The sequence below is a fragment of the Azospirillum sp. TSO5 genome (genome assembly GCF_003116065.1).
Taxonomy (GTDB): domain Bacteria; phylum Pseudomonadota; class Alphaproteobacteria; order Azospirillales; family Azospirillaceae; genus Azospirillum.
Window position 1 is genome coordinate 25,412 of record NZ_LGQY01000116.1, and the last position, 24,334, is coordinate 49,745.

At 67.9% G+C, this 24,334-nt stretch carries 24 protein-coding genes; 6 read left to right on the top strand and 18 right to left on the bottom strand.

All coding sequences use genetic code 11. The features are described from left to right. Positions 1–71 precede the first annotated feature (71 nt). Both TSO5_RS25395 and TSO5_RS25400 read left to right on the top strand, forming a co-directional pair. Positions 72–656: a GAF domain-containing protein gene (locus tag TSO5_RS25395; RefSeq protein WP_109154235.1), complete on the top strand. Its 585-nt coding sequence runs from the start codon at positions 72–74 to the stop codon at positions 654–656. Positions 657–794: 138 nt separating this feature from the next. Then, positions 795–2,612: a sensor domain-containing phosphodiesterase gene (locus TSO5_RS25400; protein WP_247870965.1), complete on the top strand. Its 1,818-nt coding sequence runs from the start codon at positions 795–797 to the stop codon at positions 2,610–2,612. A 1-nt stretch (position 2,613) separates the two neighbouring features. Here the strand turns inward: TSO5_RS25400 and TSO5_RS25405 are convergent, their stop codons facing one another. Continuing rightward, positions 2,614–3,996: a VOC family protein gene (locus tag TSO5_RS25405; RefSeq protein ID WP_109154237.1), complete on the bottom strand. Its 1,383-nt coding sequence runs from the start codon at positions 3,994–3,996 to the stop codon at positions 2,614–2,616. Between the two features lie 116 nt (positions 3,997–4,112). Further along, positions 4,113–5,024, bottom strand: coding sequence for a LysR family transcriptional regulator (locus TSO5_RS25410; RefSeq protein ID WP_109154238.1), 912 nt, complete (start codon positions 5,022–5,024; stop codon positions 4,113–4,115). Between the two features lie 190 nt (positions 5,025–5,214). Between TSO5_RS25410 and TSO5_RS25415 the strand changes: the two genes are divergently transcribed. Further along, complete coding sequence (locus TSO5_RS25415; RefSeq protein ID WP_109154239.1) at positions 5,215–6,510, top strand: FAD-binding oxidoreductase; 1,296 nt, start codon at positions 5,215–5,217, stop codon at positions 6,508–6,510. A 30-nt stretch (positions 6,511–6,540) separates the two neighbouring features. On the opposite strand, the gene TSO5_RS25420 is transcribed toward TSO5_RS25415, so the two are convergent. The 3 genes from TSO5_RS25420 to TSO5_RS25430 form a co-directional block, all read right to left on the bottom strand. Continuing rightward, positions 6,541–7,242: a CBS domain-containing protein gene (locus TSO5_RS25420; protein ID WP_109154240.1), complete on the bottom strand. Its 702-nt coding sequence runs from the start codon at positions 7,240–7,242 to the stop codon at positions 6,541–6,543. A 240-nt stretch (positions 7,243–7,482) separates the two neighbouring features. Beyond that, entirely contained in the window at positions 7,483–8,349 is an 867-nt protein-coding gene (locus TSO5_RS25425; protein ID WP_109154241.1) for a cell wall hydrolase, read from the bottom strand. 147 nt (positions 8,350–8,496) lie between these two features. After that, complete coding sequence (locus TSO5_RS25430; RefSeq protein WP_109154242.1) at positions 8,497–8,691, bottom strand: hypothetical protein; 195 nt, start codon at positions 8,689–8,691, stop codon at positions 8,497–8,499. 267 nt (positions 8,692–8,958) lie between these two features. Here TSO5_RS25430 and TSO5_RS25435 point away from each other — a divergent pair, with 267 nt between their 5' ends. Both TSO5_RS25435 and TSO5_RS25440 read left to right on the top strand, forming a co-directional pair. Then, positions 8,959–9,501, top strand: coding sequence for a dihydrofolate reductase family protein (locus TSO5_RS25435; protein ID WP_247870966.1), 543 nt, complete (start codon positions 8,959–8,961; stop codon positions 9,499–9,501). Between the two features lie 53 nt (positions 9,502–9,554). After that, the gene (locus TSO5_RS25440) at positions 9,555–10,061 is read left to right on the top strand and encodes a TetR/AcrR family transcriptional regulator (RefSeq protein WP_199231011.1); all 507 of its coding nucleotides are present in this window, start codon (positions 9,555–9,557) and stop codon (positions 10,059–10,061) included. An 82-nt stretch (positions 10,062–10,143) separates the two neighbouring features. On the opposite strand, the gene TSO5_RS25445 is transcribed toward TSO5_RS25440, so the two are convergent. The 13 genes from TSO5_RS25445 to TSO5_RS25505 all read right to left on the bottom strand — a co-directional run bounded on the left by TSO5_RS25445 (position 10,144) and on the right by TSO5_RS25505 (position 23,199). After that, the gene (locus TSO5_RS25445; protein ID WP_109154261.1) at positions 10,144–10,623 is read right to left on the bottom strand and encodes a VOC family protein; all 480 of its coding nucleotides are present in this window, start codon (positions 10,621–10,623) and stop codon (positions 10,144–10,146) included. 49 nt (positions 10,624–10,672) lie between these two features. Next, positions 10,673–11,107: a CopD family protein gene (locus TSO5_RS25450; RefSeq protein ID WP_109154244.1), complete on the bottom strand. Its 435-nt coding sequence runs from the start codon at positions 11,105–11,107 to the stop codon at positions 10,673–10,675. A 33-nt stretch (positions 11,108–11,140) separates the two neighbouring features. Next, positions 11,141–12,091, bottom strand: a complete 951-nt coding sequence (locus TSO5_RS25455; RefSeq protein ID WP_109154245.1) for a zinc-binding dehydrogenase — start codon at positions 12,089–12,091, stop codon at positions 11,141–11,143. Between the two features lie 161 nt (positions 12,092–12,252). After that, positions 12,253–13,212, bottom strand: coding sequence for an isoaspartyl peptidase/L-asparaginase (locus TSO5_RS25460; RefSeq protein WP_109154246.1), 960 nt, complete (start codon positions 13,210–13,212; stop codon positions 12,253–12,255). An 11-nt stretch (positions 13,213–13,223) separates the two neighbouring features. Continuing rightward, a complete protein-coding gene (locus TSO5_RS25465) occupies positions 13,224–14,057 on the bottom strand; it encodes a M55 family metallopeptidase (protein ID WP_109154247.1) in 834 nt (277 codons plus the stop codon). Next, entirely contained in the window at positions 14,054–15,133 is a 1,080-nt protein-coding gene (locus tag TSO5_RS25470; protein ID WP_109154248.1) for a P1 family peptidase, read from the bottom strand. The genes TSO5_RS25465 and TSO5_RS25470 overlap by 4 nt, the downstream gene beginning before the upstream one ends. Then, positions 15,108–15,995 (bottom strand): ABC transporter permease subunit, encoded by an 888-nt coding sequence (locus TSO5_RS25475; RefSeq protein WP_109154249.1) that lies wholly within the window; start codon positions 15,993–15,995, stop codon positions 15,108–15,110. The genes TSO5_RS25470 and TSO5_RS25475 overlap by 26 nt, the downstream gene beginning before the upstream one ends. Further along, entirely contained in the window at positions 15,992–16,912 is a 921-nt protein-coding gene (gsiC, locus tag TSO5_RS25480; RefSeq protein ID WP_109154250.1) for a glutathione ABC transporter permease GsiC, read from the bottom strand. Before gsiC ends, TSO5_RS25475 begins: the two co-directional genes overlap by 4 nt. Before the next feature lie 181 nt (positions 16,913–17,093). Continuing rightward, positions 17,094–18,626 carry a glutathione ABC transporter substrate-binding protein gene (locus TSO5_RS25485; RefSeq protein WP_109154251.1) on the bottom strand — a complete coding sequence of 511 codons (1,533 nt, stop codon included), beginning with the start codon at positions 18,624–18,626 and terminating at the stop codon, positions 17,094–17,096. Between the two features lie 23 nt (positions 18,627–18,649). Next, positions 18,650–20,563 carry a dipeptide ABC transporter ATP-binding protein gene (locus TSO5_RS25490; RefSeq protein ID WP_109154252.1) on the bottom strand — a complete coding sequence of 638 codons (1,914 nt, stop codon included), beginning with the start codon at positions 20,561–20,563 and terminating at the stop codon, positions 18,650–18,652. Then, the gene (locus TSO5_RS25495; RefSeq protein ID WP_109154253.1) at positions 20,560–21,405 is read right to left on the bottom strand and encodes a D-amino acid aminotransferase; all 846 of its coding nucleotides are present in this window, start codon (positions 21,403–21,405) and stop codon (positions 20,560–20,562) included. The genes TSO5_RS25490 and TSO5_RS25495 overlap by 4 nt, the downstream gene beginning before the upstream one ends. A gap of 41 nt (positions 21,406–21,446) precedes the next feature. Further along, positions 21,447–22,340, bottom strand: a complete 894-nt coding sequence (locus TSO5_RS25500) for a MurR/RpiR family transcriptional regulator (protein ID WP_109154254.1) — start codon at positions 22,338–22,340, stop codon at positions 21,447–21,449. A 157-nt stretch (positions 22,341–22,497) separates the two neighbouring features. Next, the gene (locus TSO5_RS25505; RefSeq protein WP_109154255.1) at positions 22,498–23,199 is read right to left on the bottom strand and encodes a hypothetical protein; all 702 of its coding nucleotides are present in this window, start codon (positions 23,197–23,199) and stop codon (positions 22,498–22,500) included. 170 nt (positions 23,200–23,369) lie between these two features. On the opposite strand from TSO5_RS25505, the gene fliG reads away from it, so the two are divergent. Then, the coding region (gene fliG / locus TSO5_RS25510; protein ID WP_109154256.1) for a flagellar motor switch protein FliG at positions 23,370–24,334 on the top strand (965 nt) is incomplete at its 3' end.

Below are 24,334 nucleotides of genomic sequence, written 5' to 3' on the forward strand. Positions count from 1 at the left end.
CGCAAATCCAAAACTGCGCCCAAACGTAGAAGGAAGGCAGCCCCATCCATCGCATTGCGGAACCCCAGCCCATGACATTTCTGACGGAGACCGGCGGGAGCGGCACCGCCCGGGAGTTTTCTCCAAGCATCATCCCGCGCGGCGCGGTCCCCATCGACGACGAGACGGCAAGGCTGGAGGCGCTGCGGCGCACGGGACTGCTGGACAGCGAGCCGGAGCCGGCCTTCGACGATCTGGTCTCCTGGGCCTGCGACCATTTCCGCGTGCCCATCGCGCTGGTGTCGCTGCTGGATGCCGACCGCCAGTGGTTCAAGGCGCGCCGCGGCCTCGCGGTGCAGGAAACCCCGCGCGACATCGCCTTCTGCCGCTTCACCATCCGCCAGAGCCTGCCGATGGTGGTGGAGGATGCCGCCTGCGACCCACGTTTCCAGAACAATCCGCTGGTGCTGGGCGAGCCGCACATCCGCTTCTATGCCGGCGCGCCGATCATCAACCGGGAGGGGCTGGCGCTCGGCTCCGTCTGCCTGATCGACACGGTGCCGCGCAGCTTCGGCACGGTGGACCGCATGGTGCTGGCCCAGTTGACGGTGACGGCGCTGGCGGCCATCGAGCGATGCCAGCACGAAAAATTGCAGGACGAGAGTCGGCAGGGCTGAGGTAGGCAGGGTTGAGGGCGGCCGGTTGTTTTTATGCTGCGCCGCACCATTCTCACTGGCTCGTTGACGGATTTGACGGCAGGATCGGTGCCGGACTTGGTTGAAGACGATACTGCCCGGAACAGGATGACCATCCCCATGACGCCCGCGTCGGCCTTGCCGCCGATCCCGGCCCGCGAGGACGACCGCCTTGCGGCGTTGCAGCGGTACGAACTGCTCGACACACCTGCGGAACCGGCCTTCGACCAGATCACCCGGCTGGCGGCCAAGCTGCTGAAGGTGCCGGTCGCGCTGATCTCGCTGGTCGACCGCGACCGGCAGTGGTTCAAGTCGCGGATCGGGCTGCCGGTGCAGGAGACGCCGCGCCACCATGCCTTCTGCGCCCATGCGCTGGAGTCCGACGCCCTGTTCGTGGTCGCCGACGCCCGGCAGGACGAGCGCTTCTCCAACAACCCGCTGGTCACCGGTGATCCCAGCATCCGCTTCTACGCCGGAGCACCGTTGCGGACGGCCGACGGGCTGGCGCTGGGCACCATCTGCGTGATGGACGACCAGCCGCGCGCCGCCCTGACTCCGGAGGAGGAGGATGCACTGCGCGACCTGTCGGCGATGACGATGGCGCATATCGAGGCGCGGCGCGCGGTCGGCTATCTGCATCCCGTCACCGCGCTGTCGAACCGCTTCCGCTTCCTCGCCGATGTCGATGCCATGACGGCCGAACCGGCGGATTCCGCGGAAACGGCGGTGGTGATCGACACCGCGGCGTCCCAGCAATATGCCGAGCTGACCCGCGTGCTGGGGCAGGTCTGCGCCGATGCGTTCGAGGTCGATTGCGCCCGCCGCATCCTCGCCAGCCTGCCGGAGCGGACGCGGCTCTACCATGTCTCGCCGGCCCGCTTCGCCTTCATCCTGGCGGGCCATGACGCGGCGGACGGCGAGCTTGTTTCCACGCTCCACCGCGTCAGCACCGCCATTCGCAGCCCCTTCAAATATCAGGGCGTGCCGATCGCCACCTCCACCGGCATCGGCTTCGTCCACCGGTCGGACAGTCCGCCGGGAAGCGTCGAGCTGCTGCGCGCAGCCACCAGCGCCGCCCACCAGTCGCTGGAGAAGCAAAAGCCCTGGTGCGCCTATGACGAGGAACAGGACCGCGCCGCCCATCGCGCCTTCCTGCTGCTGCGCAGCCTGACCGAGGCGATGGGCGCGCGGGATCAGCTGCACATCGCCTACCAGCCCAAGGTCGATCTGCGCACCGACCGCTGCATCGGGGCGGAAGCGCTGCTGCGTTGGACCCATCCGGAGCTGGGGCCGATCTCTCCGGCCGAATTCGTGCCGCTGGCCGAACGCACGGCGCTGGTGCGGCCGCTGACCGAATGGGTGATCGCGGCGGTGTTGGCGCAGGTCGCGCACTGGCGTCGGCGCGGCATCGCCCTGCCGGTGTCGATCAACATCTCGATGCTGGATCTCGGCACCGGAGATTTCGCCGACCGGGTGGCGGCGATGCTGGACCGCCATGGGGTGCGGGCGGACTGGATCGATTTCGAGGTGACGGAAAGCGCCCTGATGACCGACCGGGCGGAGGTCGACCGCCAGCTCCACCGGCTGCGCCATCTGGGCATCGCCGTCGAGATCGACGATTTCGGCACGGGGCAGAGCGCCCTGTCCTATCTGAAGGACATCCCGGCGACGGCGGTGAAGATCGACCAGCGATTCATCCGCGCCATCGCCGCCGAGCGCAGCGACCAGATCATGGTCCGCTCGACCATCGAGCTTGCCCATGACCTGGGCTATCTCGTCGTCGCCGAGGGGGTGGAGACGGCGGAGGCTTACGACTGGCTGCGCCTGCACGGCTGCGATTTCGGCCAGGGCTACCTGATTTCCCGGCCGCTGGCGCCGACGGCGTTCGAGGACTGGCTGGCGGCGGGCGCCTTCCGCACCGCCGCCATGTCCGCCTGACCTACTTCCCCGCGACGCAGGCGGCGATGGAGGCCCGTTCGATCTCGGCATAATGGTCGAACGGGTTCAGCACCGGGGCGCCGAGATCGGCTTCGAAGCGCTGCTGGTTCGGGCTGGCGGTGAAGTCCTGCTGCGCGTCGTCGCCCAGGTTGGACTGGAAGATGCCGGCGGCGCTGACCGGCAGGAAATCCTCGTAGACCACCGGGTCGAAGCGGACTAGGCCGCTCTCGATCAGCGTTTCCAGATCGCTGCCCGGCGCCGGCGGGTTGCGGCGCCCCGCTTCGGTCAGCGAATAGGTGAAGTAGCCGAACCCCTGGCGGCGGATTTCGTCCCAGCTGTCGGGGAAGGGCGCGAAGACTTCCCTAAGGGCCGCCATATACTGCGCTGCGTTGGAGCCGTCGGCGGCCGGAGCGACGAGGCGGCGGGAATCCTGCAGCAGCGTGTCGTACAGCGCCCGCCCCTTCGGCGTCAGGGCGATGCCGCGCTGCTCGATCTCGCCGAAGCGGGCGGTGTGGACACCCGGGCGCCAGCCCTCACCGTCGCCTTCGCGGAAATCGACCGGCTCGCTCAGCGCCTTGAAGGAGGTCTGGCGCAGCAGGATCGGGCAGCGGCGGGTCGGCGGGCCTTCGACCACCGCCTTCGGCGCAATGCCCTTTTCCGGCATCATCCGCTGGACTGCGTCGATGTCCAGCGTGCGCGGCGTCAGGTGGTTGATGTGCGGCCCCTTGAAGGACACCACGTCGGCGATCAGCCGGTGAGCGTCGTGCAGGCGGTTGTAGAGGTCCAGCGGCACGTTGGCCCGGCTGTGCCAGCGGAAGGTCTCCAGCGCCTCCGCAACGAAGCGGTCGGCATCCTCCTCGTCCAGCCCGCCTTCGGCCTCCGCCTTTTCGATCAGGGCGAGGCAGCCGGGGGTGAAGATGTTGCGGGCGGCCAGCACCTGCTCCGCCTCCCGCCGCAGAGCGGGGTCGGCGATCAGGTCGAGCCGCAGCAGGGAGGTGAAGACGCGGAAGGGGTTGCGGCTCAGCGCCTCCCCGTCCACCGGACGGAAGGCGGTGGAATGAACGGGGACGCCAGCCTCCGACAGGTCGTAATATCCGACCGGATGCATGCCCATCACCGCAAACAGGCGGCGCATGGTCGACAGCTCCTGCGCGGTGCCGAGGCGGATGGCGCCGTGGCGCTCCTCCGTGATGCGGGCAAGGCCGCCGGCGGCCTCCAGCCGGTGGCGTTCGGCCGGATCGGCGGCCAGCACCGCCGCGTTCACCTCCTCCACCAGCTCGACGAGCGTCTGATAGGCCGGAACCTCCGTCCGATACATCTCCGACATGGCGGTGGAGAACAGGGTGCGGATCGCATCGGGGCTGATGATCGTCTGGACGCTCATTCCAAATCTCGCTCGCATTGGCTTGCCGGACCTGTGCGGTCCCTTCCAAGCCGCTGCTATAGCAACGATTTACCGCGCTGGATTGCGATTGTTTTTCCCGACTTCATGACCAAAGCTCATGACCCTGCAGAGCCGCGGCAGTCCGCCGTCTCCGCCAGGATCCAGTCGCGAAAGGCGGCGAGCGGCGGATAGCCCGCCCGCTCCGCCGGCCAGACGACGTAATAGGCGTTCTCGCTTTCCATCGGCAGGTCGAGCGCCGGCACCAGTTGTCCCGACCGCAATTCCTCCTCGATCAGGAACAGCGGCAGCAGGGCGACGCCCAGTCCGGCGATGGCCGCCTGGGACGCCGTGGCGAACTGGTCGAACAGCATGCCGTGCACACCGTCGGCGGGGGTGCCGTGCAGGGTCAGCCAGCGCTCCCAGGCATCGGGGCGGCTGGTCAGGTGCAGAAGCGGGGCGAGCCGCAGGTCGGCCGGCTGCCGGAAGTCGAAGCGGTCGCGCAAGCCCCGGCTGCAGGCGGGGATGACGGTCTCGCGGCGCAGCAACGCCATCTCCCCGCCCGGCCAGTCGGGACGGCCGAAATGGATCGCCGCATCCACCGGGTCCAGCCGGAAATCGAAGGGCGCCATGCGCGTCACCAGATTGATGGTGATGCCGGGATTGTCGGCCAGGAAGTTCGGCAAACGCGGCGCCAGCCAGCGCGTGCCGAAGGTCGGCAGGATGGCGATGCTGAGCGTGCCGCCGAACGGGTTGGCGCGCAGGTTCAGCGATGCGGTGCTGATCTTGCGCAGCGCGTCGCGGACCTCGCGCACGTAATACTCGCCACCGGCGGTCAGGCGGATGGTCTGCCGTTCGCGGTGGAACAGCTCGACCTCCAGCAGTTCCTCCAACGCCTTGATCTGGCGGCTGACCGCGCTCTGGGTCAGAGACAGCTCCTTGGCCGCGGCGGTGATGCTGCCGGTGCGCGCCGCCGCCTCGAACGCCGAGAGCAGGGCCAGGGAGGGAAGGAAGCGGCGGGGGCTCTGCATTTCATTCTCGTGTGGAATGACTGAATGAGCAAACATCACTTGGCCGAAGGAGGTAGGCAAGTCAAACTTCCCAGCTGTCGATGGGCGCGGTGGCCTGTTCCGCCCATGGATGCGGTGGGGACGGTGTTTCCCGCTGGGAATGACGGGCGTACAAAAGCAAGCGCAACAGACGCGAAAAGGACCACAGGGGATGCAGAACGATCCGCGGTCGCACGGGCTTTGGGAACGCACCGCACCGGCGGCACCGCCGACCATGGCACTGGCCGGCAGCGTCCGGGCCGACGTGGTCATCGTCGGCGCCGGCTACACCGGCCTGTCGGCCGCGCTGCATCTGGCCGAAAGCGGCGTCGACGCCGTGGTGGTGGAGGCGGTGGAGATCGGCTTCGGCGGCGCCGGCCGCAATGTCGGGCTGGTCAATGCCGGCATGTGGGTGATGCCGGACCAGCTGGTCAGCACCCTGGGCCCGGTCTATGGCGAGCGGCTGATCGAGTTGCTGGGCAACGCGCCCCGGTATGTCTTCGACCTCATCACCAAACACGGCATCGCCTGCGAGGACGAGCGCGCGGGCACGCTTCATTGCGGCGTCGGCGAGGCGGGCCTGCGCGAACTGGAACAGCGCGCGGCGATCTGGCAGAAGCGCGGCGCCCCCGTCCGCCTGCTCGACGCGAGGGAAACGGCGAAGAAGGTCGGCACCGAGGCCTACACCGGGTCGCTGCTGGATCTCCGCGCCGGCACCATCCAGCCGCTGGCTTATGCCCGCGGACTGGCGACGGCGGCGATCGCGGCGGGTGCCCGCATCTTCACCGGCAGCCCGGTCCAGTCGGCAAGCCAGAGCGGGGCCAAGTGGGAGGTGAAGACGCCGAACGGGTCGGTCACCGCCGACTGGGTGCTGGTCGCCACCGACGCCTACAGCATCGGCCCCTGGGCGCAGCTGCGCACCGAACAGGTCCACCTGCCCTATTTCAATCTGGCGACGGAGCCGCTGTCCGACGCCATGCAGCGGGCCATCCTGCCGGAACGCCAGGGGGTGTGGGACACCAAGTCGGTGCTGAGTTCCTACCGTTTCGACCGGCTGGGCCGGCTGGTGTTCGGCAGCGTCGGCGCGCTGCGCGGGACCGGGACGGCGGTGCATCGGGCCTGGGCGCAGCGGTCGCTGGCGGCCCTGTTCCCGCAACTCGGCCCCGTGCGGTTCGAGGCGGAATGGTACGGGCAGATCGGCATGACCAGCGACAACCTGCCCCGCTTCCACCGGCTGGACCGCAACGTCATCGCCTTCAGCGGCTACAATGGGCGCGGCATCGCCCCCGGCACCGTGCTCGGCCGCTGCTTGGCCCAGCACATCACCGGCAAGCTGCCGGAGGCGGAGATGCCGCTTCCCAACACGCCCCCCGAAACGGTGTCGGCCCGCGCCATGCGGGAAGCCGTCTATGAGTATGGCGCGCAGGCGACCCATCTGGTGGGAGCGAGGCTGCCGGGGAAGATCTGATCGCGCATCGTCTCCACCCCGGCATCCGGATCACAGCCCCCAGGCGCCGCTTTCCGCTGCGTCGACGACCTGGATGTTGTTCTCCACCGCCTTGACGCCGGGGACGCTTTCCGCCGCGACGCGCACGGCGTCGCGCTGGGATCCGCTGCTGGCGAAGCCCCAGAGCTGGACCACCCCGTTGCGGACGACGATGGCGTCGTGCGAGCGCGAATCCCAGGACACCTCCCTGACGGCGGCGGCCACCCGGTCCCTCAGCGCGCGGTCATCGGGTGCGGCCGCCGGGGTATCCGGGGCGACGCTGGCCAGCGCGCGGAGCAGGTTGGCGCGGCTGACGATGCCGACCAGGGCACCCCGGCGTACCACCGGCACGCGCTTGATCCGCCGGGTCTCCATCAGGCGGACGACGTCCTCCGGCGTGGCGTTCTCGTCCACCGTGGTGACGTGGCTGGTCATCACGTCGGCGACCTTGCGGGAATGGGATTTGATGAAGTCCTCCGCCGGCAGAGTGCCGCCGGACACCATGCCGAGCCACCAGGAGCGATGACGCTCCGTCCCCAGTTCCACACGGCGCAGCAGATCGCCTTCGCTGATGATCCCCACCACCTTGCCGGCCGCATCGACCACGGGCATGCCGCTGATGTTGTTCTCCAGCATCTTCCGGGCAGCATCGGCGACGGTCGCATCGGGACCGATGGTGATGACCCGCGGCGTCATTAGATCGACTGCCTTCATCGTTTCTCTCCCCTTCCAAGTCATTGGCCGTCATGTCGTTCGACAAGAACAGCCTAGGGGATCGACAGACGGGTACGATTGATCTGCAGCAATTCGCGACCTCGCTTTCCGCATGATGGAAAATACGGCAGAGCTATCCGCAATTTCAGGCAGCCCACAGGTGCTCCGCCATCTTTGAGACGCAGAGACTTATTCCATAGCGCTCATTCGCTCCCACCGTGACCCCAAGTATCCTGCCGATTATTCGCTGATTTCCGCCACCAGCGTGCCGATCGGATCGGCGGGCTTGGTCGGGGCCGTCTCGGCAGGCGGCGATGGATAGCGGTAGAAGGCATGGCCGCCGATGGAGGTGGTGTGCAGCCGCGCCTCCGCCCAGTCCGGTTTCTGGCGGCGGAGCGCCGCCTGCGTCGGCGGGCTGTAGAACAGCGAGGCGCGGGCGGTGGGATCGGGCATGTCGTCGTCGTTGAGATTCCAGGCCAGCCCCCGCGCGACGTGCAGCGCCTCCTGGTCGGCGGTGAGGCGGGGCTTCGGCCAGGACGGCATGCCGCCCGCCCGGATGACGCGGGCCTGCCGGCGGATCTCCGCCAGGATGCGCCGCGCCTCGACACGCGGGTCGGCGGCGAGCTTCGCCTGCTCGGCGGCCTTCTCCCGCTGCTTTGCCTGGTGCTTCGCCGTTTTGCCGTGCTTCTCCCGCGTCTTCGGCTCGACCGGCGGCACCGCGAAGGGTTCGAACTGGCCGGCGGCGACGATGACGCGACAGGGCAGCGACGGCTGGTCGGCCGAGGCGGCGCGGTTGGCGACCACCCACATCACGGCCGCCATGGCGTCGGCCCCCTCCCCCCTCGCCTCGGCCCAGCCGGCCAGCGCCAAACAGCGGCGCTCCCGTTCGGCCTGCCAGGGCGTCAGCATGTAGACCGACGTGCCGATGACGACCGGCTGCTTGGCGCCGCCCCGCTTCGGCATGCTCCCCTTCACGTCGCCGACGAACCGCGCGCACCCGCTGTCGCCCGACCGGCAGGCGGCGTCGCTGGCATCGATGACCTGCGCGCCGGCCTCGGCCGGCAGCAGGGTGGTCGCGAGCATCAGGGCTGGAAGGAGATTGCGCATCCCGGTCTCTCCGTCTTCGGAAGGGGACTTCCTTCGACAGGAGGGCGGATGGCAAGTTCCCTGATTCGTCCACTTCTCAGACAGCGTAAGCCTGAGGGCGGAGGATGTACGCCGTTCGGGTCCGGGAAGAGTCCGTCCCCCTGCCCTTCACGCCGGAGAGCGGCCGGAACCTTCCGGCTTTCCGCCGTCGCCGGTCCAGTCGTCGGTCAGATACTCCTGCGAGCGGCTGATCTCCTCGACCTCGGCGCGGGAGGGCGGCTTCGGCACCTGGGCCTGACCGGAGTTGCGGTCTTCGGTGCGGTCGGTGGTGGAATCGAGACGGGGATCGGGGGTGCTGGGCATGGAGGGCTCCTTGTCAGTCTGGGTAGAGCCCCAGCAAACAGGAGGCGGACGGCAAGATCGCGGCGCTGGCCTGCGCGAAACCGGAGGCGCAAAGGCTGCGGGAGACGGCGCCGGAGCACTCGGTAGCGTGCATTCGGGATGATGTGGGAGCGGAGTGAGAGTCTGTTGTGCGCCAGGAGTTGCGCTTCACCTTCTGCTCCGATGCGAAGCAGGCTTGACGCAAGCGACGTCCATCCCCATTAATTATACGATGTATAAATAATGGGGATGGAAATGATCAGCGGTCATGTCTTCATCGCGACTAGTCTTGATGGGTTCATTGCACGCAATAACGGGGACATCGGCTGGCTGCTGGAAAGGGACGACCCTTCCGAGGATCATGGCTATGACGCCTTCATCAATAATATCGATGTCATCCTCATGGGACGCGGCACCTATGAAAGCATTCGGAATGTAAGGCCCTGGCCCTATACACGTCCAGTTGTGGTGATGTCGAGCTCGCTTAAGGGCCAGCAGGTTCCAGAGGACTTGGTGGGAAAGGTCCAATTCTCTGACAAATCTCCAGAGCAAGCGATGACAATGCTGGAGGCTGCGGGAAATCGCCGGGTCTATGTAGACGGCGGTTTAATCATCCAATCATTCTTGCGCAAGGGGCTGATTGACGACATGGTGATCACCCGCGTCCCGGTGCTGCTTGGACAGGGGCGCAGCCTTTTTGGCGCAATCCCTTCCGATATTGCACTCGTCCATGAGGAGACCAGCAGCTTCGCCTCCGGCCTCGTCCAGTCACGCTACCGGATCGCACCGTGACACGCCCACGGGGACGCCCGCCCCAGAACAAGGCAACCGTCTCGCGTGATGATATGCTGTCAGCCGCCCTCGACCTTGTTGACACCAACGGGGTCGATGCGTTCACCATGCGTGCATTGGCTGGACGGCTCCAGATCAATCCCATGACGATATACCACCATTTCGGTGATCGTGACGGTTTGATCGGAGCCATGTCGGAACGGGTCTACCGCGACGTCTCGGCACCAGCATCAGGCGACCCCCGAAGCCGGATCGAAGCCCTCTTGCGGGCCTATCATGGCCAAGTGCTGAACCATCCCGGCCTCACCCTGCTCATCTTCAGCCGACCCACAGTCTTTCCGGAACAGGCGCAGCGGATAACCAAAGAAATTGCCGAACTTTTGGCCGAAGCTGGCTTGTCGCCGCCGAGAATCCGGCTTTGGGTAAACATACTCGTCGATTTCACCCATGGTGCCGCAATCGCAACCGCGATCAGTGGTCGATCCAATTCTGAAGGCTTTGATTTGAAGGACGATTACGACAAGGCCCTTACTGAACTGTTGAATGGGCTCAACAGCTGATTGTAGGGAGCGGTGCTGCCAGTGTGAATGACCGCTTTGGGTCGCAAGCCGACACACCTCCACCGCACCCCCACAAATCCCCTCACCCCCGCCGCGCCGCCTCGATCGCCGCCACGTCGATCTTCGTCATCCCCATCATCGCCTCGAACGCTCGCTTGGCCTCGTCCCCACCCGCCGCCAGCGCATCGGTCAGCACGCGGGGCGTGATCTGCCAGGAAATGCCCCAGCGGTCCTTGCACCAGCCGCAGGCGCTCTCCTGGCCGCCGTTGCCGACGATGGCGGTCCAATAGCGGTCGGTCTCTTCCTGGTCGTCGGTGGCGATCTGGAACGAGAAGGCCTCGTTGTGCTTGAAGGCCGGGCCGCCGTTCAGGCCGAGGCAGGGGATGCCGGCGACGGTGAACTCGACCGTCAGCACGTCGCCCGCCTTGCCGGACGGGTAGTCGGCGGGGGCGCGGTGGACGGCGTGCACGACGCTGTCGGGGAAAGTCTCGGCGTAGAAGCGGGCGGCGGACTCGGCGTCCTTGTCGTACCAGAGGCAGATCGTATTCTTGGCGACGGCCATGGCTTGTCCTTTCGCGCTGAAATCCTCCCGGTCCAACACCATACCGTGTTCAGTATGGCTTCACCACCACCAGAGTGACGATGGCGATGACCCCGGCGATCACCGCCAGCGGGGAGAAGCGCAGCAGCGGCGAGACCGGGCGGACACCCGACGCGGGATCCTGTTCGGCCAGCCGGCGCAGTCCGGCGGCGAGCTTGCCGTGCAGGGCGGACAGGGCGATGACGATGGCGACCTTCGCCACCAGCCACGGCTCGAAGCCCCAGCCGCCGACCACCACCAGCGTGGGCCCGAGAATCCAGGCGAGCCCCATCGCCGGGGAGGTCACGCGGCGGTCCCAGCGCAATGCCGCGCGCAGGATGCGGGACGGTCCCTCCTCGGCGGCGGTCGCGGGGTCCAGGGCGCTGATCAGAATGGCGGCGACGGACAGTCCCGCGATCCACACCGTCACCGCGGCGACGTGCAGACCGATCAGCCAGATATACACAACGACCGCCCCTCATAAAGCCTCTTGCGGGCGTCAGGCGCCCACTTGGAGGATGATCTTACCGCGACCGTGGCCGGAATCGAGCCGTTCATGCGCCTTCCCGACCTGCTCCAGCGGCAAAACGGCGTCGACGATCACCCTCGCCTGCCCGCGTTCGAACAGCGGCGCCATCTCGCGCAGGCGGGCGCCCTCGCGGGTGAGGAAGGTGCCGTAGAGGGTCTGGTTCTTCACATAGAGCGCGTCGAGGTCACCGGTCGGCGGCAGGATGGTGGCGATGCGGCCGAAGGGGCGGGTCACCTGGGTACTCATCGGCACATTGCCGCCGGCGGTGTCGAAGGAGGCGTCCACCCCCGCCCCGCCCGCCTCGCGCAGGATCTGGTCCATCACGTCGGTGTCGCGATAGTCGAGCGTCACGTCGGCGCCGAGGTCGCGCATCGCCTCGTGGTTGGCCTTGCTGGCGGTGGCGAGCACGCGGGCGCCGGCCGCCTTGGCGAACTGGATGGCGAAGCTGCCGACGCCGCCGGCCCCGCCATGGATCAGCACCGTCTCGCCCGGCCGCACCGCCAGACGGCGGACGATGGCCTCCCACGCCGTACCGCCGGCCAGCGGGATGCCCGCCGCCTCGACATGGCTGAGCGACGGCGGCTTGTGCGCGACAATGGACGCGGCGGCGACGGTGTAGTCGGCATAGCTGCCGTTGGGATTGCCGAAGATCTCCGGCGTGTAGAACACCTCGTCGCCGGCCTTGAAGCCGGTCACGCCGGGGCCGACCCCCTCGACCACGCCCGACACGTCGTAGCCCAACACCGCCGGGAAGGGGATGCCGGCCCAACTGCCGGCCTGCCGGATCTTGGCGTCCACCGGGTTGGTGCCCGACGCCACCACCCGCACCAACAGTTCGCCCGGCCCCGCGACCGGACGCGGCCGGTCCTGGAGTTCGAACACGTCGGGGCCGCCGAACCGCGAAATCACCATCGCACGCATGCCGTCATCCTCCGTTCCGGGCTTTGCACTGGAGCAGCAGCAACGTGGGACGCCGGCCCCCGCCTGTCCAGCGGGGGAAAGGGGGGCGGACGACTCTTGGGAATCCTCGCCACGCGCCCCCCTCACCCTAACCCTCTCCCCGGGGGGAGAGGGGACTGGCCTCAGCCGATGCGGAACTCCTCGCGGTGGATCGCCGTCATCGCCAGCCCTTCCGGACCGATGGCGCCGCGATACATGCCGGAGCAGTTGAAGGGCAGCGCCACCCGGCCGTCGCGGTCGATGGCGATCAGGCCGCCGGAGCCGCCGATCACGCCCAGTTCGTCCACCACGTCACCGGCGGCGCGCTCCAGGCTCTGGCCGGCCCAGCGCATGCGGGCGTCGATCTCGTGGGCGGTGCAGCGGCGGATGAAATGCTCGCCGTGGCCGGTGGCGGAGACCGCGCAGGTGATGTTGTCGGCGAAGGTGCCGGCGCCGATCACCGGGCTATCGCCGACGCGGCCCTTGGCCTTGGCGGTCATGCCGCCGGTCGAGGTGGCGGCGGCGAGGTTGCCGTCGCGGTCACGGGCGACGGCGCCGACGGTGCCGTGGCGGCGCTGCTCATCCCCGTCGTCGGGCGCGCCGGAGCGGCGGCGCTCCAGTTCGGCCTGGAGAGCATCCCAGCGCGGCTGGGTGAAGAAATAGGGGGCTTCCTCCATCGCCAGACCCTGGCGGCGGCAGAGGTCCAGCGCGCCCTCGCCGATCAGCAGGACATGCTCCGTGTGCTCCATCACCGCGCGGGCGGCCAGGATGGGGTTGCGCGGGCCGAACAGCCCGGCCACCGCACCGGCGGAGCGGTCGCGGCCATCCATGATGGCGGCGTCCATTTCCTGCACGCCCTCGGCGGTGAAGACGGCGCCGCGGCCGGCATTGAACAGCGGCTCGTCCTCTAGCGCCATCACGGCGGCGGTGACGGCATCCAGCGCGCTGCCGCCGTCGGCCAGCACCTCGTGCCCGGCGGCCAGCGCGCGGCGCAGGCCGGCGTGATAGCCCTCGGTCAGCGCCGGGGTCAGGGCGCTGCGCTTGATGGTGCCGGCACCGCCATGGATGGCAAGGGCGAAGGGCTGCGGGTGCGAAAGGGTCATGGGGGCAGGTCTCAGCGCAGGGTGGCCGACATCGCGGACAGAGTGTTGATCCAGCCGAGCGCGGCGGCCATGCTGGCGGCCGGCAGGCGGATGGTGACGGGATCCAGGCGCTCCGACACCGGGATCAGCGATGCCAGATCGGCCAGCGCCGGGCTGTTCATCTCGATCTCCAACCGATAGGGCGCGCCTTCGTCCCGGGGCGGGACGCGGAAGGGCGGGATGGTCGCGGCCCGGCTGACGGCGCGGGTGGCCGCCGCGCGGATGCGGTCGCGGGCGACCGCTGGCGCGACGGAGCGGGCGGCGCGCTGGCCGAGCGCCTGCTTGACCACCACGCGCTCGGACGCCGGGAACAGTGGCTCCATCTCGGCGGCGAAGCGGTCGTCGCCACTCAGCAGGATCACCGGCACGCCAATCTCGCCGGCATAGGCGCCGTAATTGCCGGCCTCCCCCAACTCCAAACCGTTCACCCGGACGCGGCCGAAGGCGAAGCTGTTGGTGGTGTGGGCGAGGATGCCGTATTGGCGCGCGGAGGTGTGGAAGCCGACGCACATCACGCCCGCCGTGTCCGGCTCCAGCCCGGCGAACATGCCGATCGGCTTCGGCCGACCGAGAATCAGCTCGGCGGCGGGGTGCAGCTCGTCCGGCAGCAGATTGACCATCGGGCCGTGGCTGTCGTTGACCAGGATCTCAGTGGCACCGCCTTCCAGCGCGCCTTCGATGGCGGCATTCACCTCGGCGGTCATCAGGCGGCGGGCGCGCTCGTACTCGGGGTTGCCCTGCGTCACCTGCTGCTGGGAGACGATTCCGGCCACCCCTTCGATGTCGGCGGAGATGTAGATCTTCACGGAGTGCTCCCGGAGGTCAGCAAATCGGACAGGCAAGGCCGGCTGGCGCCGTCTCGGCCCACCACCGGCGTGGCGGCGACCAGCGCGTCGAGAACGGCTTCCTGCGTCGCGTCGGCCATCGCCTCGAACACGGCATCGATGCGGCGCTCGTTCAGCATGCGTAGTGGGATGAGGTCGGCCCGCTCGTCATGGTCGATGCGGTTGGCGGTGGTGAAGCCCAGAGCGATGTCGCCGCTGCCATGGCCCCAGAAGGATCCCACCCGCGCCAGCCCGACCCCCGCGCGGCGGATTACCCGGCGCAGCTGGCGGTGGTCGAGCGGAACGTCGGTGGCGGCGATGACGATGACGGAGCCCTTCTCCGGCGCGTCGTCCCTTTCCGGCACAGCGACGCGGCGGCCGTCGGGCAGGCGCAACTCCCCTGGCCGGCCGAAATTCGCCAGGACCAGCACGCCCAGATGATGGCGCTTGCCGTCCAGCTTGAGGCGGCGAGACGAGGTACCGATGCCGCCCTTGAAGCCGAAGCAGGACATGCCGCGCCCGGCGCCGACCGACCCGACCGCGACCTCGGCGCCGTCGGGCGTGCCGAGAGCTGCGGCAAGGGCGGCGGCGGCGTGCGCTTCGGTGACCGCCAGGGCCTGGATGTCGTTCAGCGGGCCGTCGTTGCACTCCATCACCAGCGGATTGACGGTGGCGGTGGTGCGGCCGATGTCGGGGTTGGCGGCGATGGCGTGGCGGACAAGGGTGGTGGACAGGGTGCCGACCGACAGGGTGTTGGTCAGCAGGATCGGGGTTTCCATCGCGCCGAGTTCCTCCACCTGCATCAGCCCGACGCTCTTGCCGAAGCCGTTCAGCACCTCCGCCGCCGCGACCGGCTTGTCGCGGTAGAGGTTGCCGGCATGGGGCAGGATGGCGGTGACACCGGTCTGGATCGCACCTTCATCCAGCGTGACATGGCCGACGCGCACGCCCGGAACGTCGGTGATGGCGTTGCGCGGCCCCGGCGTCAGCCGGCCGCAGGCGAGCCCGAAGGCCCGCGCACGTTTGCCGTGCTCAGCGGAGTTTCGGGTCGAGGGCATCGCGCAGTCCGTCGCCGAGCAGGTTGAAGGCCAGCACCGTCAGGAAGATGGCGAGGCCGGGATAGAAGGTGACATGGCTGGCGACGCCGATGTAGCTGCGCCCGTCGGCCAGCATGGCGCCCCATTCCGGGCTGGGCGGCTGGGCGCCCAAGCCGATGAAGCTGAGGCTGGCCGCCGTCAGGATCGAGGTGCCGATGCGCATGGAGACATAGACGATCACGCTGGGCAGCGTGCCCGGCAGGATGTGGCGCACCATCAGCAGCCGGTCGCGCACGCCGATGGCGCGGGCGGCGTCGACATAGACCGCGCGCTTCAGCGACAGCGTGCTGCCGCGCACAAGGCGGGCGAAGACCGGCACGCTGAAGATCGCCACCGCATAGATGACGTTCTCGATGCCCGGCCCCAGGATGGCGACGATGCCGATGGCGAGCAGGATGCCGGGGAAGGCCAGCAGCACGTCGCAGATGCGCATGATGAGGCTGTCGATCCAGCCGCCGCGGAAACCGGCGATTAAACCCAGCGCCACGCCGGCCGCCCCGCCCAGCAGCACCGACAGCAGACCGACCGACAGCGAGATGCGCGCGCCCCACAGGATGCGGCTGAAGATGTCGCGGCCATAGGCGTCGGTGCCGGCCCAATGATCGATGGACGGGCCTTCCAGGATGCGGTCGTAATCGAAGGCCGCCGGATCGAACGGCGCGATCCAGGGCGCCGCCGCCGCGGCCAGTGCCAGCGCCAGCAGACAGATGCCGGCCGCCATGGCGGTGCGGTTGCGCCGGAACTTGCGCCAGAACTCGCGCAGCGGCGAGCGGACGGCTTCGTGGACTGCGGCGGCCACGCCGGTTGCGTCTGTCGTGGTCATGAGTAGCGAATCTCGGGGTTGGCGAGGGCGTACAGCACGTCGACCAGCAGGTTGATGATGATGAACTCCAGCGAGAACAGCAGGATCTCGGCCTGGATGACGGTGTAGTCGCGGTAATTGACGCTATCCACCAGCAGCCGGCCCAGCCCCGGCCAGGAGAACACCGTCTCCACCACGATCGACCCGCCGAGCAGGAAGCCGAACTGCAGGCCGACCATGGTGATGATCGGGATCAGCGCGTTGCGCAGCGTGTGCTTCCACACCACCAGCCGGGCCGGGACGCCCTTGGCCCGCGCGGTGCGGACGTAATCCTCGCGTGCGATCTCGATGAAGGCGGAGCGGGTGAAGCGCGCCATCACCGCGGCGACGCCGAGGCCGAGCGTCAGCGACGGCATGACGAAATGCTGCCACGTGCCATAACCGCTGGTTGGCAGCCAGCCGAGCTTGACCGAGAACAAATCGATCATCAGCAGGCCGAGCCAGAAGGACGGGAAGGCGATGCCCGACACCGCCACCACCATGCCGACGTGGTCCTGCCAGCGCCCGCGCTTGGTCGCCGACGCCACCCCGATCAGCAGCCCGGCCAGCGTCGCCCACACCATGGCAACGACGGTGAGGTAGAGGGTCGGCATGAAGCGTTCGCCGATCTCCTGCGACACCGGCCGCTTCGACTTCATCGACCGTCCGAACTCGCCCTGCACCGCATTGCCGAGGAAACGGCCATACTGCACCCACAGCGGCTGGTCGAGGCCGAGATCCTGGCGCACCAGTTCGACGTCGCGCTGGGTCGCATCCGGCCCGGCGACCAGCCGCGCCGGATCGCCCGGCAACAGATGGACGAAGCCGAAGACGAAGACGGAAATCACCAGCAGAACCGGCAGGATGCCGGCGAGACGGCCGACGAGATATTTCAGCATGGGGCAGAGGTCCTGGTGAAGATGTCGGCTTCGAATGCCCCCTCCCTAACCCTCCCCCGCCTTCGGCAGGAGAGGGAACTCCGCCGCTCTCGCGCTAAGCTCCCTCTCCCGCGAAGCGGGGGAGGGTTGGGGAGGGGGCAACGCGGCGCCAGCCGCGACGGCGACTGGCGCCGCAGTCACATCACTGCAGATCAGCCTCTTCCATCTGCAGACCGCCGTCGGCGACGTAGTAGAAGCCGGTCAGCTTCTTCGACTTGCCGGCCAGCAGGTTCTCGACGCCGAGGAAGATCCACGGCGCGTCCTTCCAGATCTGCTCCTGGGCGACGCGATAGGCCTCGGCGCGCTTGGCGGTGTCGGCGGTGCCGATGCCGGTCTCGATGGCGGCGTCGACCGTGTCGTTCTTATAGTACGCCACGTTGAAGAACTTCGGCGGGAAGCCCTTGCCCCACAGCAGCGGGCGCAGGCCCCAGTCGGCGTCGCCGGTCGAGGCCGACCAGCCGCCATACTGCATCTGCACCGTGGCATCCTCCGGCTTCTCGACACCCCAGACGCGGGCGGTCTCGACGCCGGCCTCAAGCGGGGTGACGGTCAGCTTGACGCCGATCTGGGACAGCTGCTGCTGCACGAACTGCATACCGCGGATGAAGTTGGTGCTGTTGCGGCCGAACATCTCGGCCTCGAAGCCGTTCGGATAGCCGGCCTCGGCCAGCAGTGCCTTCGCCTTGGCAAGGTCGTAGGTGTACTGGTTCGGCTGGGTGACGTGGAAGCCGAGCTTGGACGGGATCGCCGAATCCAGCGGGCCGGCATAGCCGCGATAGACCACCTTCGCGTAGGCGTTCTTGTCGATGGCGTAGTTCAGCGCCTGACGGACGCGCGGGTCGTTGAACGGCTTCTTCATGGTGTTCATCGCCACATAGCGGGCGATGATCGACGGGGCGTCGATGACCTCCAGCTGATTGTTGGCTTCCACCATCTTCACCATTTCCGGCGGCAGCGGATAGATGAACTGCGCCTCGTTGGTCTGGAGCATGGCGATGCGGCTGCCGTTCTCCGGCACGCTCTTCAGCGTGACGTGGTCGATCTTCGGCAGGCCTTGCTTCCAATACTTGTCGTTCTTCTCGACCTTCAGCGTGTCCGCTTCCCAGCTGACGAACTTGTAGGGGCCGGTGCCGACCGGATGGCGGCCGATCTCCTTGCCGAAGGTCTCAAGCGCCTTCGGGCTGTGGATCATGGCGCCGGGGTGGGCGAGGTTGTTGTTCAGCGCGCCGAAGGGCTGCGACAGCTTCAGCGTGACGGTGTAGTCGTCGACCACCACCGTCTCGGCCAGCATCGCCAGCAGGCTCTGGCGCTTCAGCCGGTTGGCCGGGTTGGACAGGCGGTCGAAGTTGGTCTTCACCGCCTGGGCGTTGAAGGGCGAACCGTCATGGAAGGTGACGCCCTTGCGCAGGTGGTAGGTGTATTCGGTGGCGGTGTCGTTGACCGTGAAGCTTTCCGCCAGCAGCGGGACCAGCTTCATGTCCTTGTCGAAGCCGAACAGGCCCTGCATCATCGTGCGGCTGGCCGACTGCGACAGGGTGTCGTTGATGTCGGCCGGGTCCAGGGTGGTGATGTTGTCGGGGATGCCGACGACCAGATCCTTGGCGGCGAAGGCCGGACCGGCCAGCGCGGTGCCGGCGAGCAGGCCGGCCAGCAGGGGAAGAGCAAAACGCTTCACGTGAGAACTCCCTGTTTTTTGGTTCAGAAATCGCCGCCGACGGCGTGGCGCGCGACGAAATGGTCGTCGCCGACCGGCACCAGCGGCTGGACCACCGGCTCATCGCCGATGGCGCGGATCGGGCTCGGGATCTCGCCGGTCAAAAGCCGCAGGTCGCGGGTGCGGCGGCTGGGATCGGCGATCGGCACCGCCGCCATCAGGCGACGGGTGTAGGGGTGCTGCGGATTCTCGAACACGGCGCGGCGGGGGCCGAGTTCGACGATCTGGCCGAGATACATCACGGCGACGCGGTGGCTGACCCGCTCCACCACCGCCATGTCGTGGCTGATGAACAGGTAGGACAGGCCGCGTTTGGCCTGCAGTTCCATCAGCAGGTTGACGATCTGCGCCTGGATGGACACGTCGAGCGCCGCCACCGCCTCGTCGGCGATGATCAGCTTGGGATCGCAGGCGATCGCACGGGCGATGCAGATGCGCTGGCGCTGTCCGCCGGAGAATTCGTGCGGATAGCGGCGCGCATGTTCCGGCTTGAGGCCCACCTGGGTCAGCAACTCCGCCACCCGCTCCTCGACGGCGCGGCGGCGCGACATGCCCGGCTTGGCGGCCGGCGCATAGTCGTGGACCAGCATCGGCTCGGCGACGCTGAAGCCGACGGTCATGCGCGGGTTCAGCGAGGCGAAGGGATCCTGGAAGATGTACTGGATCTTTTCCTTCAGCTTCGCCTGACCGTTGGAATCCAGCGTCGCGGTGTCGGTGCCGTCGAAGCGGATGGTGCCGGAGGTGGCGGACTGCAGCCCCATGATGGTGCGGCCGGTGGTCGACTTACCACAGCCGGATTCGCCGACCAGTGCCAGCGTCTCGCCCGGACGGACGGCGAAGCTGACCTTCTCCACCGCATGGACGCGAGCCTTCAGCGAGCCGAAGATGCCCTTGCGGACGTCGAAGCGGGTGGTGAGGTCGCGCACCTCCAGCAGCGGCGCGTCGGTGGCGCGCACGGTGTCCTGCACCGGTGGCGGGGCCGGCGGCGCGGCCTCCGCCTTGGCGTCATCGACCACCAGCAGCGGGAAGCGCACCGGCAAATCCTGGCCGCGCAGCGCGCCCAGCTTCGGCACCGCCGACAGCAGCGCCTTGGTGTAGGGGTGCTGCGGCGCCTGGAAGATGCGCTCGACCGTGCCCTCCTCCACCTTGCGGCCGCGCCACATCACGACGACGCGGTCGGCCACCTCCGCCACCACGCCCATGTCGTGGGTGATGAAGATGACGCCCATCCCCATCTCGTCCTGCAGCAGGCGGATCAGCCGCAGGATCTGGGCCTGGATGGTGACGTCCAGCGCCGTGGTCGGCTCGTCGGCGATCAGCAGCGACGGCTTGCAGGACAGCGCCATCGCGATCATCACGCGCTGGCGCATGCCGCCCGACAACTGGTGCGGGTGGCGGTCGAGCAGCCGGGCCGGTTCGGGAATGCGAACCTTCTCCAGCATGCGCAGAGCCTCCGCCCGCGCCGCCTTGCGGTCGAGACCCTGGTGCAGCATCACCGCCTCGGCGATCTGATCGCCGATGGTGAATACCGGGTTCAGCGACGTCATCGGCTCCTGGAAGACCATGGCGATGTCGTTGCCGCGCATGTCGGTCAGCGCTTCGGCCGGCGGGGATGCCAGATCGCGCTCGCGTCCGTCGCGGCCCTTGAAGCGGATGCGACCGCCGACGATGCGGCCGCCGGCATAATCGACCAGCCGCATCAGCGACAGCGAGGTCACCGACTTGCCGCTGCCGGACTCGCCGACGATGGCGACGGTCTCGCCCGGCGCCACGGTGAAGCTGACGTCGTCGACCACACGCACAGGACCATGCTCGCCGTCGAAGGCGACGCTCAGCCCCTCTACGGAAAGCAGAGCCGGTGCGGTGTCGACCGCTTTCACGGCAGCCGCAGCGCTCATCGTCCGAGCCTCTCGGCGAACAGCGCGAACAGGCGGCGCCACACCATGCCCGGCGCGCCGCTGCCGACCGGCTTGCCGTTCAGGCTGGTGACCGGGGTGATTTCCTTGGTGGTGCTGGCGATCCAGATCTCGTCGGCCGTCTCAAGCTCCGCCGCCGGGATGTCGCGCTCCTCCAGCCGCAGGCCGGCCTCGGCGGCCAGCCGCAGGATCACGGTGCGGGTGATGCCCTCAAGGATGCGGTTGTCGTTGATTGGGGTGGCGATGACGCCGTTCTTGACCACGAAGATGTTGGTGGCGGCGCCCTCGGTCACCATCCCGTCGCGCAGTTGCAGCGCATCGACCACGCCGGCGTCGGTCGCCGCCTGCTGCGCCAGCACGCTGCCCAGCAGCGCCACCGTCTTCAGGTCGCAGCGGCCCCAGCGGATGTCGGGGATGGTGATGGCGGCGACGCCCTGGTCGCGCCACGCCGCGGGCGGACGCTTCAGCGGGCTGGCCATGCCGAAGACCGACGGAGTGACGCCGGCCGGGAAGGCATGGCCGCGACTGGCGGCGGCGCCGCGGGTGATTTGCAGGTAGACGGTCAGATCGCCGTCGATGCCGGACTCCGCCGCCAGCCGTTCCATGATGTCCAGCCAGTCACCGGCCGACAGTGCGCAGTCGATGCGCAGTTCGGACAGGCCGCGCTGCAGGCGGGCGACATGCGCCTCCGGCTCGAACAGGTGGCCGTTGTAGGCGGCGGTCACCTCATAGAGGCCGTCGGCGAACAGGAAACCGCGGTCCAGCGGCGACACATGGACCTCGTCCAGCGGCAGGTAACGCCCGTTCCAATAGGAGATCGTCATCGCTTTTCGGCTTCTTTGTCGCGTGGAAGGGAAAGCCCGGCTCAATCCGTCGGCTGCTTGCTTTTCGGCACGACGTGGAGGTAGGGCAGGATGCGTTCGGCCATGTCGGCGGCCTGATGGACGCTGTCGGGACCGGAGCGCGACAGCGCGGTGCCAAGCGCGACGATCAGCGCCATCAGCCCGGTGGGGGAGCTGTGGCGCACGCCATGGTCGGCCCCGGCCAGCAGCGTGACGTCGGCCAGCGGCACGATCGGGCTGTCCGGCGCGTCGGTCAGCGCGATGGCCTTCGCCCCGTGCTCCCGGCACATCTGCAGATGCTCGATGGTCCGGCGCGAATAGCGCGGCGAGGTGATGGCGATCACCAGATCACCGGGCTTCATCGTCATCAGCCGGCGGATGGTGCGCTCGGTGCCCGCGAACTCGATGGCTTCGTGGACATTGTCGACATAGGGTTCCAGCACGTCGGCCAGGAACAGGGCGAGATAGGCGCTGTCGCCGAGGCCCAGAGCCACGACGCGGCCGGCCTCGCGGATCAGGCGGACGGCGGCTTCGCACTGCTCCGGCTGCAACAAATCCATGGTGCGGGAGATGTTGACGGCGTCGCTGGCCAGCGATTCCCGCATGATCTCGGCGTTCGAGGTGTCGCGCTGCACCGCGACGCGCAACTTCTCCACCGGCGCGAAGGTGGATTCGAAGGCGCGCAGCAGATCCTCGCGGAATTCCGGGAAGCCGTCATAGCCGAGGAAGCGGGCATAGCGGTTGACCGACGCGACGGAGACCTCCGCCGCCGCAGCCAGCTCGCCGATCTTCAGAGTCGCAGTGCGGAAGGGATAGGCCAGCGCCCACTCCCCCACCTTGGCGAGGGCGGCCGGAAGCTGCTGCTGGCAGTTCTGCATGCGGATCAGCAGCGATCCCGTCTGAATGGGCGACTCCATTCCCCCGAACCCCTTCGCAGCGTCAGCACGGCCTCTATGTCGATAGAGTTACAGGATCGGCATATTTCTGTAAATCCATTTTCACATAGCAGCGTATGCGGTGGGCGTGGGTCCGGGTGAGGGGCATTTCCGCAATGTTGGGGACGCAGCCAGCCCTCTACCGCGAACGGTCGCGAAGAAGCTGGTCGGACTGGTTCAGCCACTCCTCCAGCTTCTGCGGCCGGCCGGTGCGGATCGGCGGCGAAGCGGGGTCGGGCTCCACGGCCGACGGGATCGCGGCCGATTGCGGCGGGCGGTCCAGCGGCGCGCCGGCGCCGACAGTGCCGTGGGCGTCGATCCGCGCCCGATAGCGGCGGCCGTCCGCGGTGACGAACTCGCCCTGCCCGGTCGGCCGGTTGCGGTTGAACTGGCCGATATACTTGTTTCCGCTGGGGAAAGTGAGCGTGCCGAAGCCGGTCCGGCGGTCGTCCTTCCACTCCCCCTCATAGATGCGCCCGTCGGGCCAGACATGGGTCGCCTGCCCTGAGACCAGACCGTCGCGGAAATTCCCGTCGAGGCGGCGTCCGTCGCGCCAAGTGACGAGTGCCTTTCCTTCCAGCCGCCCGTCGACCAGCGTGCCCTCTACCTGTCCGTCATAGCGGCCATCGTAGGACCAGCTCAGCACGCCGGGACCATTCCCCCAGCCGTCCGGGCAGGCTCCGGACCAGCGGCTGGTCTTGCGCCGGTCGGGATACTGGTCCCACACCTGACAGTTGCCGCCCTGAACCGTCACCGCCCGTTCCGCCAGGGCGGAGGCCGGCAGAATTGCCGACAGGACGGCAGCGAGACAGGGCGGCAGAAGGGCGGCACGGGCGGGCATGGACGCCACCTTTCGCGCGGGAGGTTGGGGCTGCACCCTCCAACCGCCCCGCCCGGATTCGGTTCCGGCCCCGCCATTTCACACGCCGCCACGCCCTTCCTTATCGTTTGTTAACGATGTTTGTCGCAATCATCGCGCATTGTCTGAATCGCGCATCATGAAGGGTAGCAATGGCTCAGAAGGTTCGTGAGGACTACCGGACCCTCACCGGCCCGGAAAAGGCCGCCATCATGATGCTGGCGCTGGGCGAGGAGCATTCGTCCAAGCTGTTCTCGCTGATGGACGACGAGGAGATCAAGGAACTGTCCCAGGTGATGGCGAACCTGGGCACGGTGTCGGCCAACCTGATCGAGCGCCTGTTCGTCGAGTTCGCCGAACAGATGTCGTCGAGCGGCACCGTGGTCGGCTCCCTCGATTCGACCGAGCGGCTGCTGCTGAAGACCCTGCCGAAGGACAAGGTCGACCAGATCATGGAGGATATCCGTGGTCCGGCCGGCCGCACCATGTGGGACAAGCTGACCAACGTGAACGAGTCGGTGCTGTCCAACTATCTGAAGAACGAGTATCCGCAGACCGTCGCCGTCGTCCTGTCGAAGATCCGCTCCGACCATGCCGGCCGCGTCCTGGCGCAGCTGCCGGAAAGCTTCGCCATGGAAGTCATCATGCGCATGCTGCGCATGGAGGCGGTGCAGAAGGAGGTTCTGGACGACGTCGAGCGCACGCTGCGCACGGAGTTCATGACCAACCTCGCCCGCACCAGCCGCCGCGACAGCCATGAGATGCTGGCGGAGATCTTCAACGGCCTGGACCGCACCACCGAGCACCGCTTCATGGCTGCCCTGGAGGAACGCAACCGCGACAGCGCCGAGCGCATCAAGTCGCTGATGTTCACCTTCGAGGATCTGTCGAAGCTCGACCCCACCGGCGTCCAGACGATGCTGCGCACGGTCGATAAGCAGAAGCTCGGCACCGCGCTGAAGGGCGCCTCGGAGTCGCTGAAGGATCTGTTCTTCTCCAACATGTCCGAGCGTGCGGCGAAGATCCTGCGCGAGGACATGGCCGCCATGGGTCCGGTGCGCGTCCGCGACGTGGACGAGGCGCAGATGTACATGGTCCAGTTGGCGAAGGACCTTGC

Coding starts and splice junctions, on each gene's coding strand:
- TSO5_RS25395 (WP_109154235.1), top strand. CDS start 72: ATGACATTTCTGACGGAGACCGGCGGGAGCGGCACCGCCCGGGAGTTT.
- TSO5_RS25400 (WP_247870965.1), top strand. CDS start 795: ATGACGCCCGCGTCGGCCTTGCCGCCGATCCCGGCCCGCGAGGACGAC.
- TSO5_RS25405 (WP_109154237.1), bottom strand. CDS start 3,996: ATGAGCGTCCAGACGATCATCAGCCCCGATGCGATCCGCACCCTGTTC.
- TSO5_RS25410 (WP_109154238.1), bottom strand. CDS start 5,024: ATGCAGAGCCCCCGCCGCTTCCTTCCCTCCCTGGCCCTGCTCTCGGCG.
- TSO5_RS25415 (WP_109154239.1), top strand. CDS start 5,215: ATGCAGAACGATCCGCGGTCGCACGGGCTTTGGGAACGCACCGCACCG.
- TSO5_RS25420 (WP_109154240.1), bottom strand. CDS start 7,242: ATGAAGGCAGTCGATCTAATGACGCCGCGGGTCATCACCATCGGTCCC.
- TSO5_RS25425 (WP_109154241.1), bottom strand. CDS start 8,349: ATGCGCAATCTCCTTCCAGCCCTGATGCTCGCGACCACCCTGCTGCCG.
- TSO5_RS25430 (WP_109154242.1), bottom strand. CDS start 8,691: ATGCCCAGCACCCCCGATCCCCGTCTCGATTCCACCACCGACCGCACC.
- TSO5_RS25435 (WP_247870966.1), top strand. CDS start 8,959: ATGGAAATGATCAGCGGTCATGTCTTCATCGCGACTAGTCTTGATGGG.
- TSO5_RS25440 (WP_199231011.1), top strand. CDS start 9,555: ATGCTGTCAGCCGCCCTCGACCTTGTTGACACCAACGGGGTCGATGCG.
- TSO5_RS25445 (WP_109154261.1), bottom strand. CDS start 10,623: ATGGCCGTCGCCAAGAATACGATCTGCCTCTGGTACGACAAGGACGCC.
- TSO5_RS25455 (WP_109154245.1), bottom strand. CDS start 12,091: ATGCGTGCGATGGTGATTTCGCGGTTCGGCGGCCCCGACGTGTTCGAA.
- TSO5_RS25460 (WP_109154246.1), bottom strand. CDS start 13,212: ATGACCCTTTCGCACCCGCAGCCCTTCGCCCTTGCCATCCATGGCGGT.
- TSO5_RS25470 (WP_109154248.1), bottom strand. CDS start 15,133: ATGCCCTCGACCCGAAACTCCGCTGAGCACGGCAAACGTGCGCGGGCC.
- TSO5_RS25475 (WP_109154249.1), bottom strand. CDS start 15,995: ATGACCACGACAGACGCAACCGGCGTGGCCGCCGCAGTCCACGAAGCC.
- gsiC (WP_109154250.1), bottom strand. CDS start 16,912: ATGCTGAAATATCTCGTCGGCCGTCTCGCCGGCATCCTGCCGGTTCTG.
- TSO5_RS25490 (WP_109154252.1), bottom strand. CDS start 20,563: ATGAGCGCTGCGGCTGCCGTGAAAGCGGTCGACACCGCACCGGCTCTG.
- TSO5_RS25495 (WP_109154253.1), bottom strand. CDS start 21,405: ATGACGATCTCCTATTGGAACGGGCGTTACCTGCCGCTGGACGAGGTC.
- TSO5_RS25500 (WP_109154254.1), bottom strand. CDS start 22,340: ATGGAGTCGCCCATTCAGACGGGATCGCTGCTGATCCGCATGCAGAAC.
- TSO5_RS25505 (WP_109154255.1), bottom strand. CDS start 23,199: ATGCCCGCCCGTGCCGCCCTTCTGCCGCCCTGTCTCGCTGCCGTCCTG.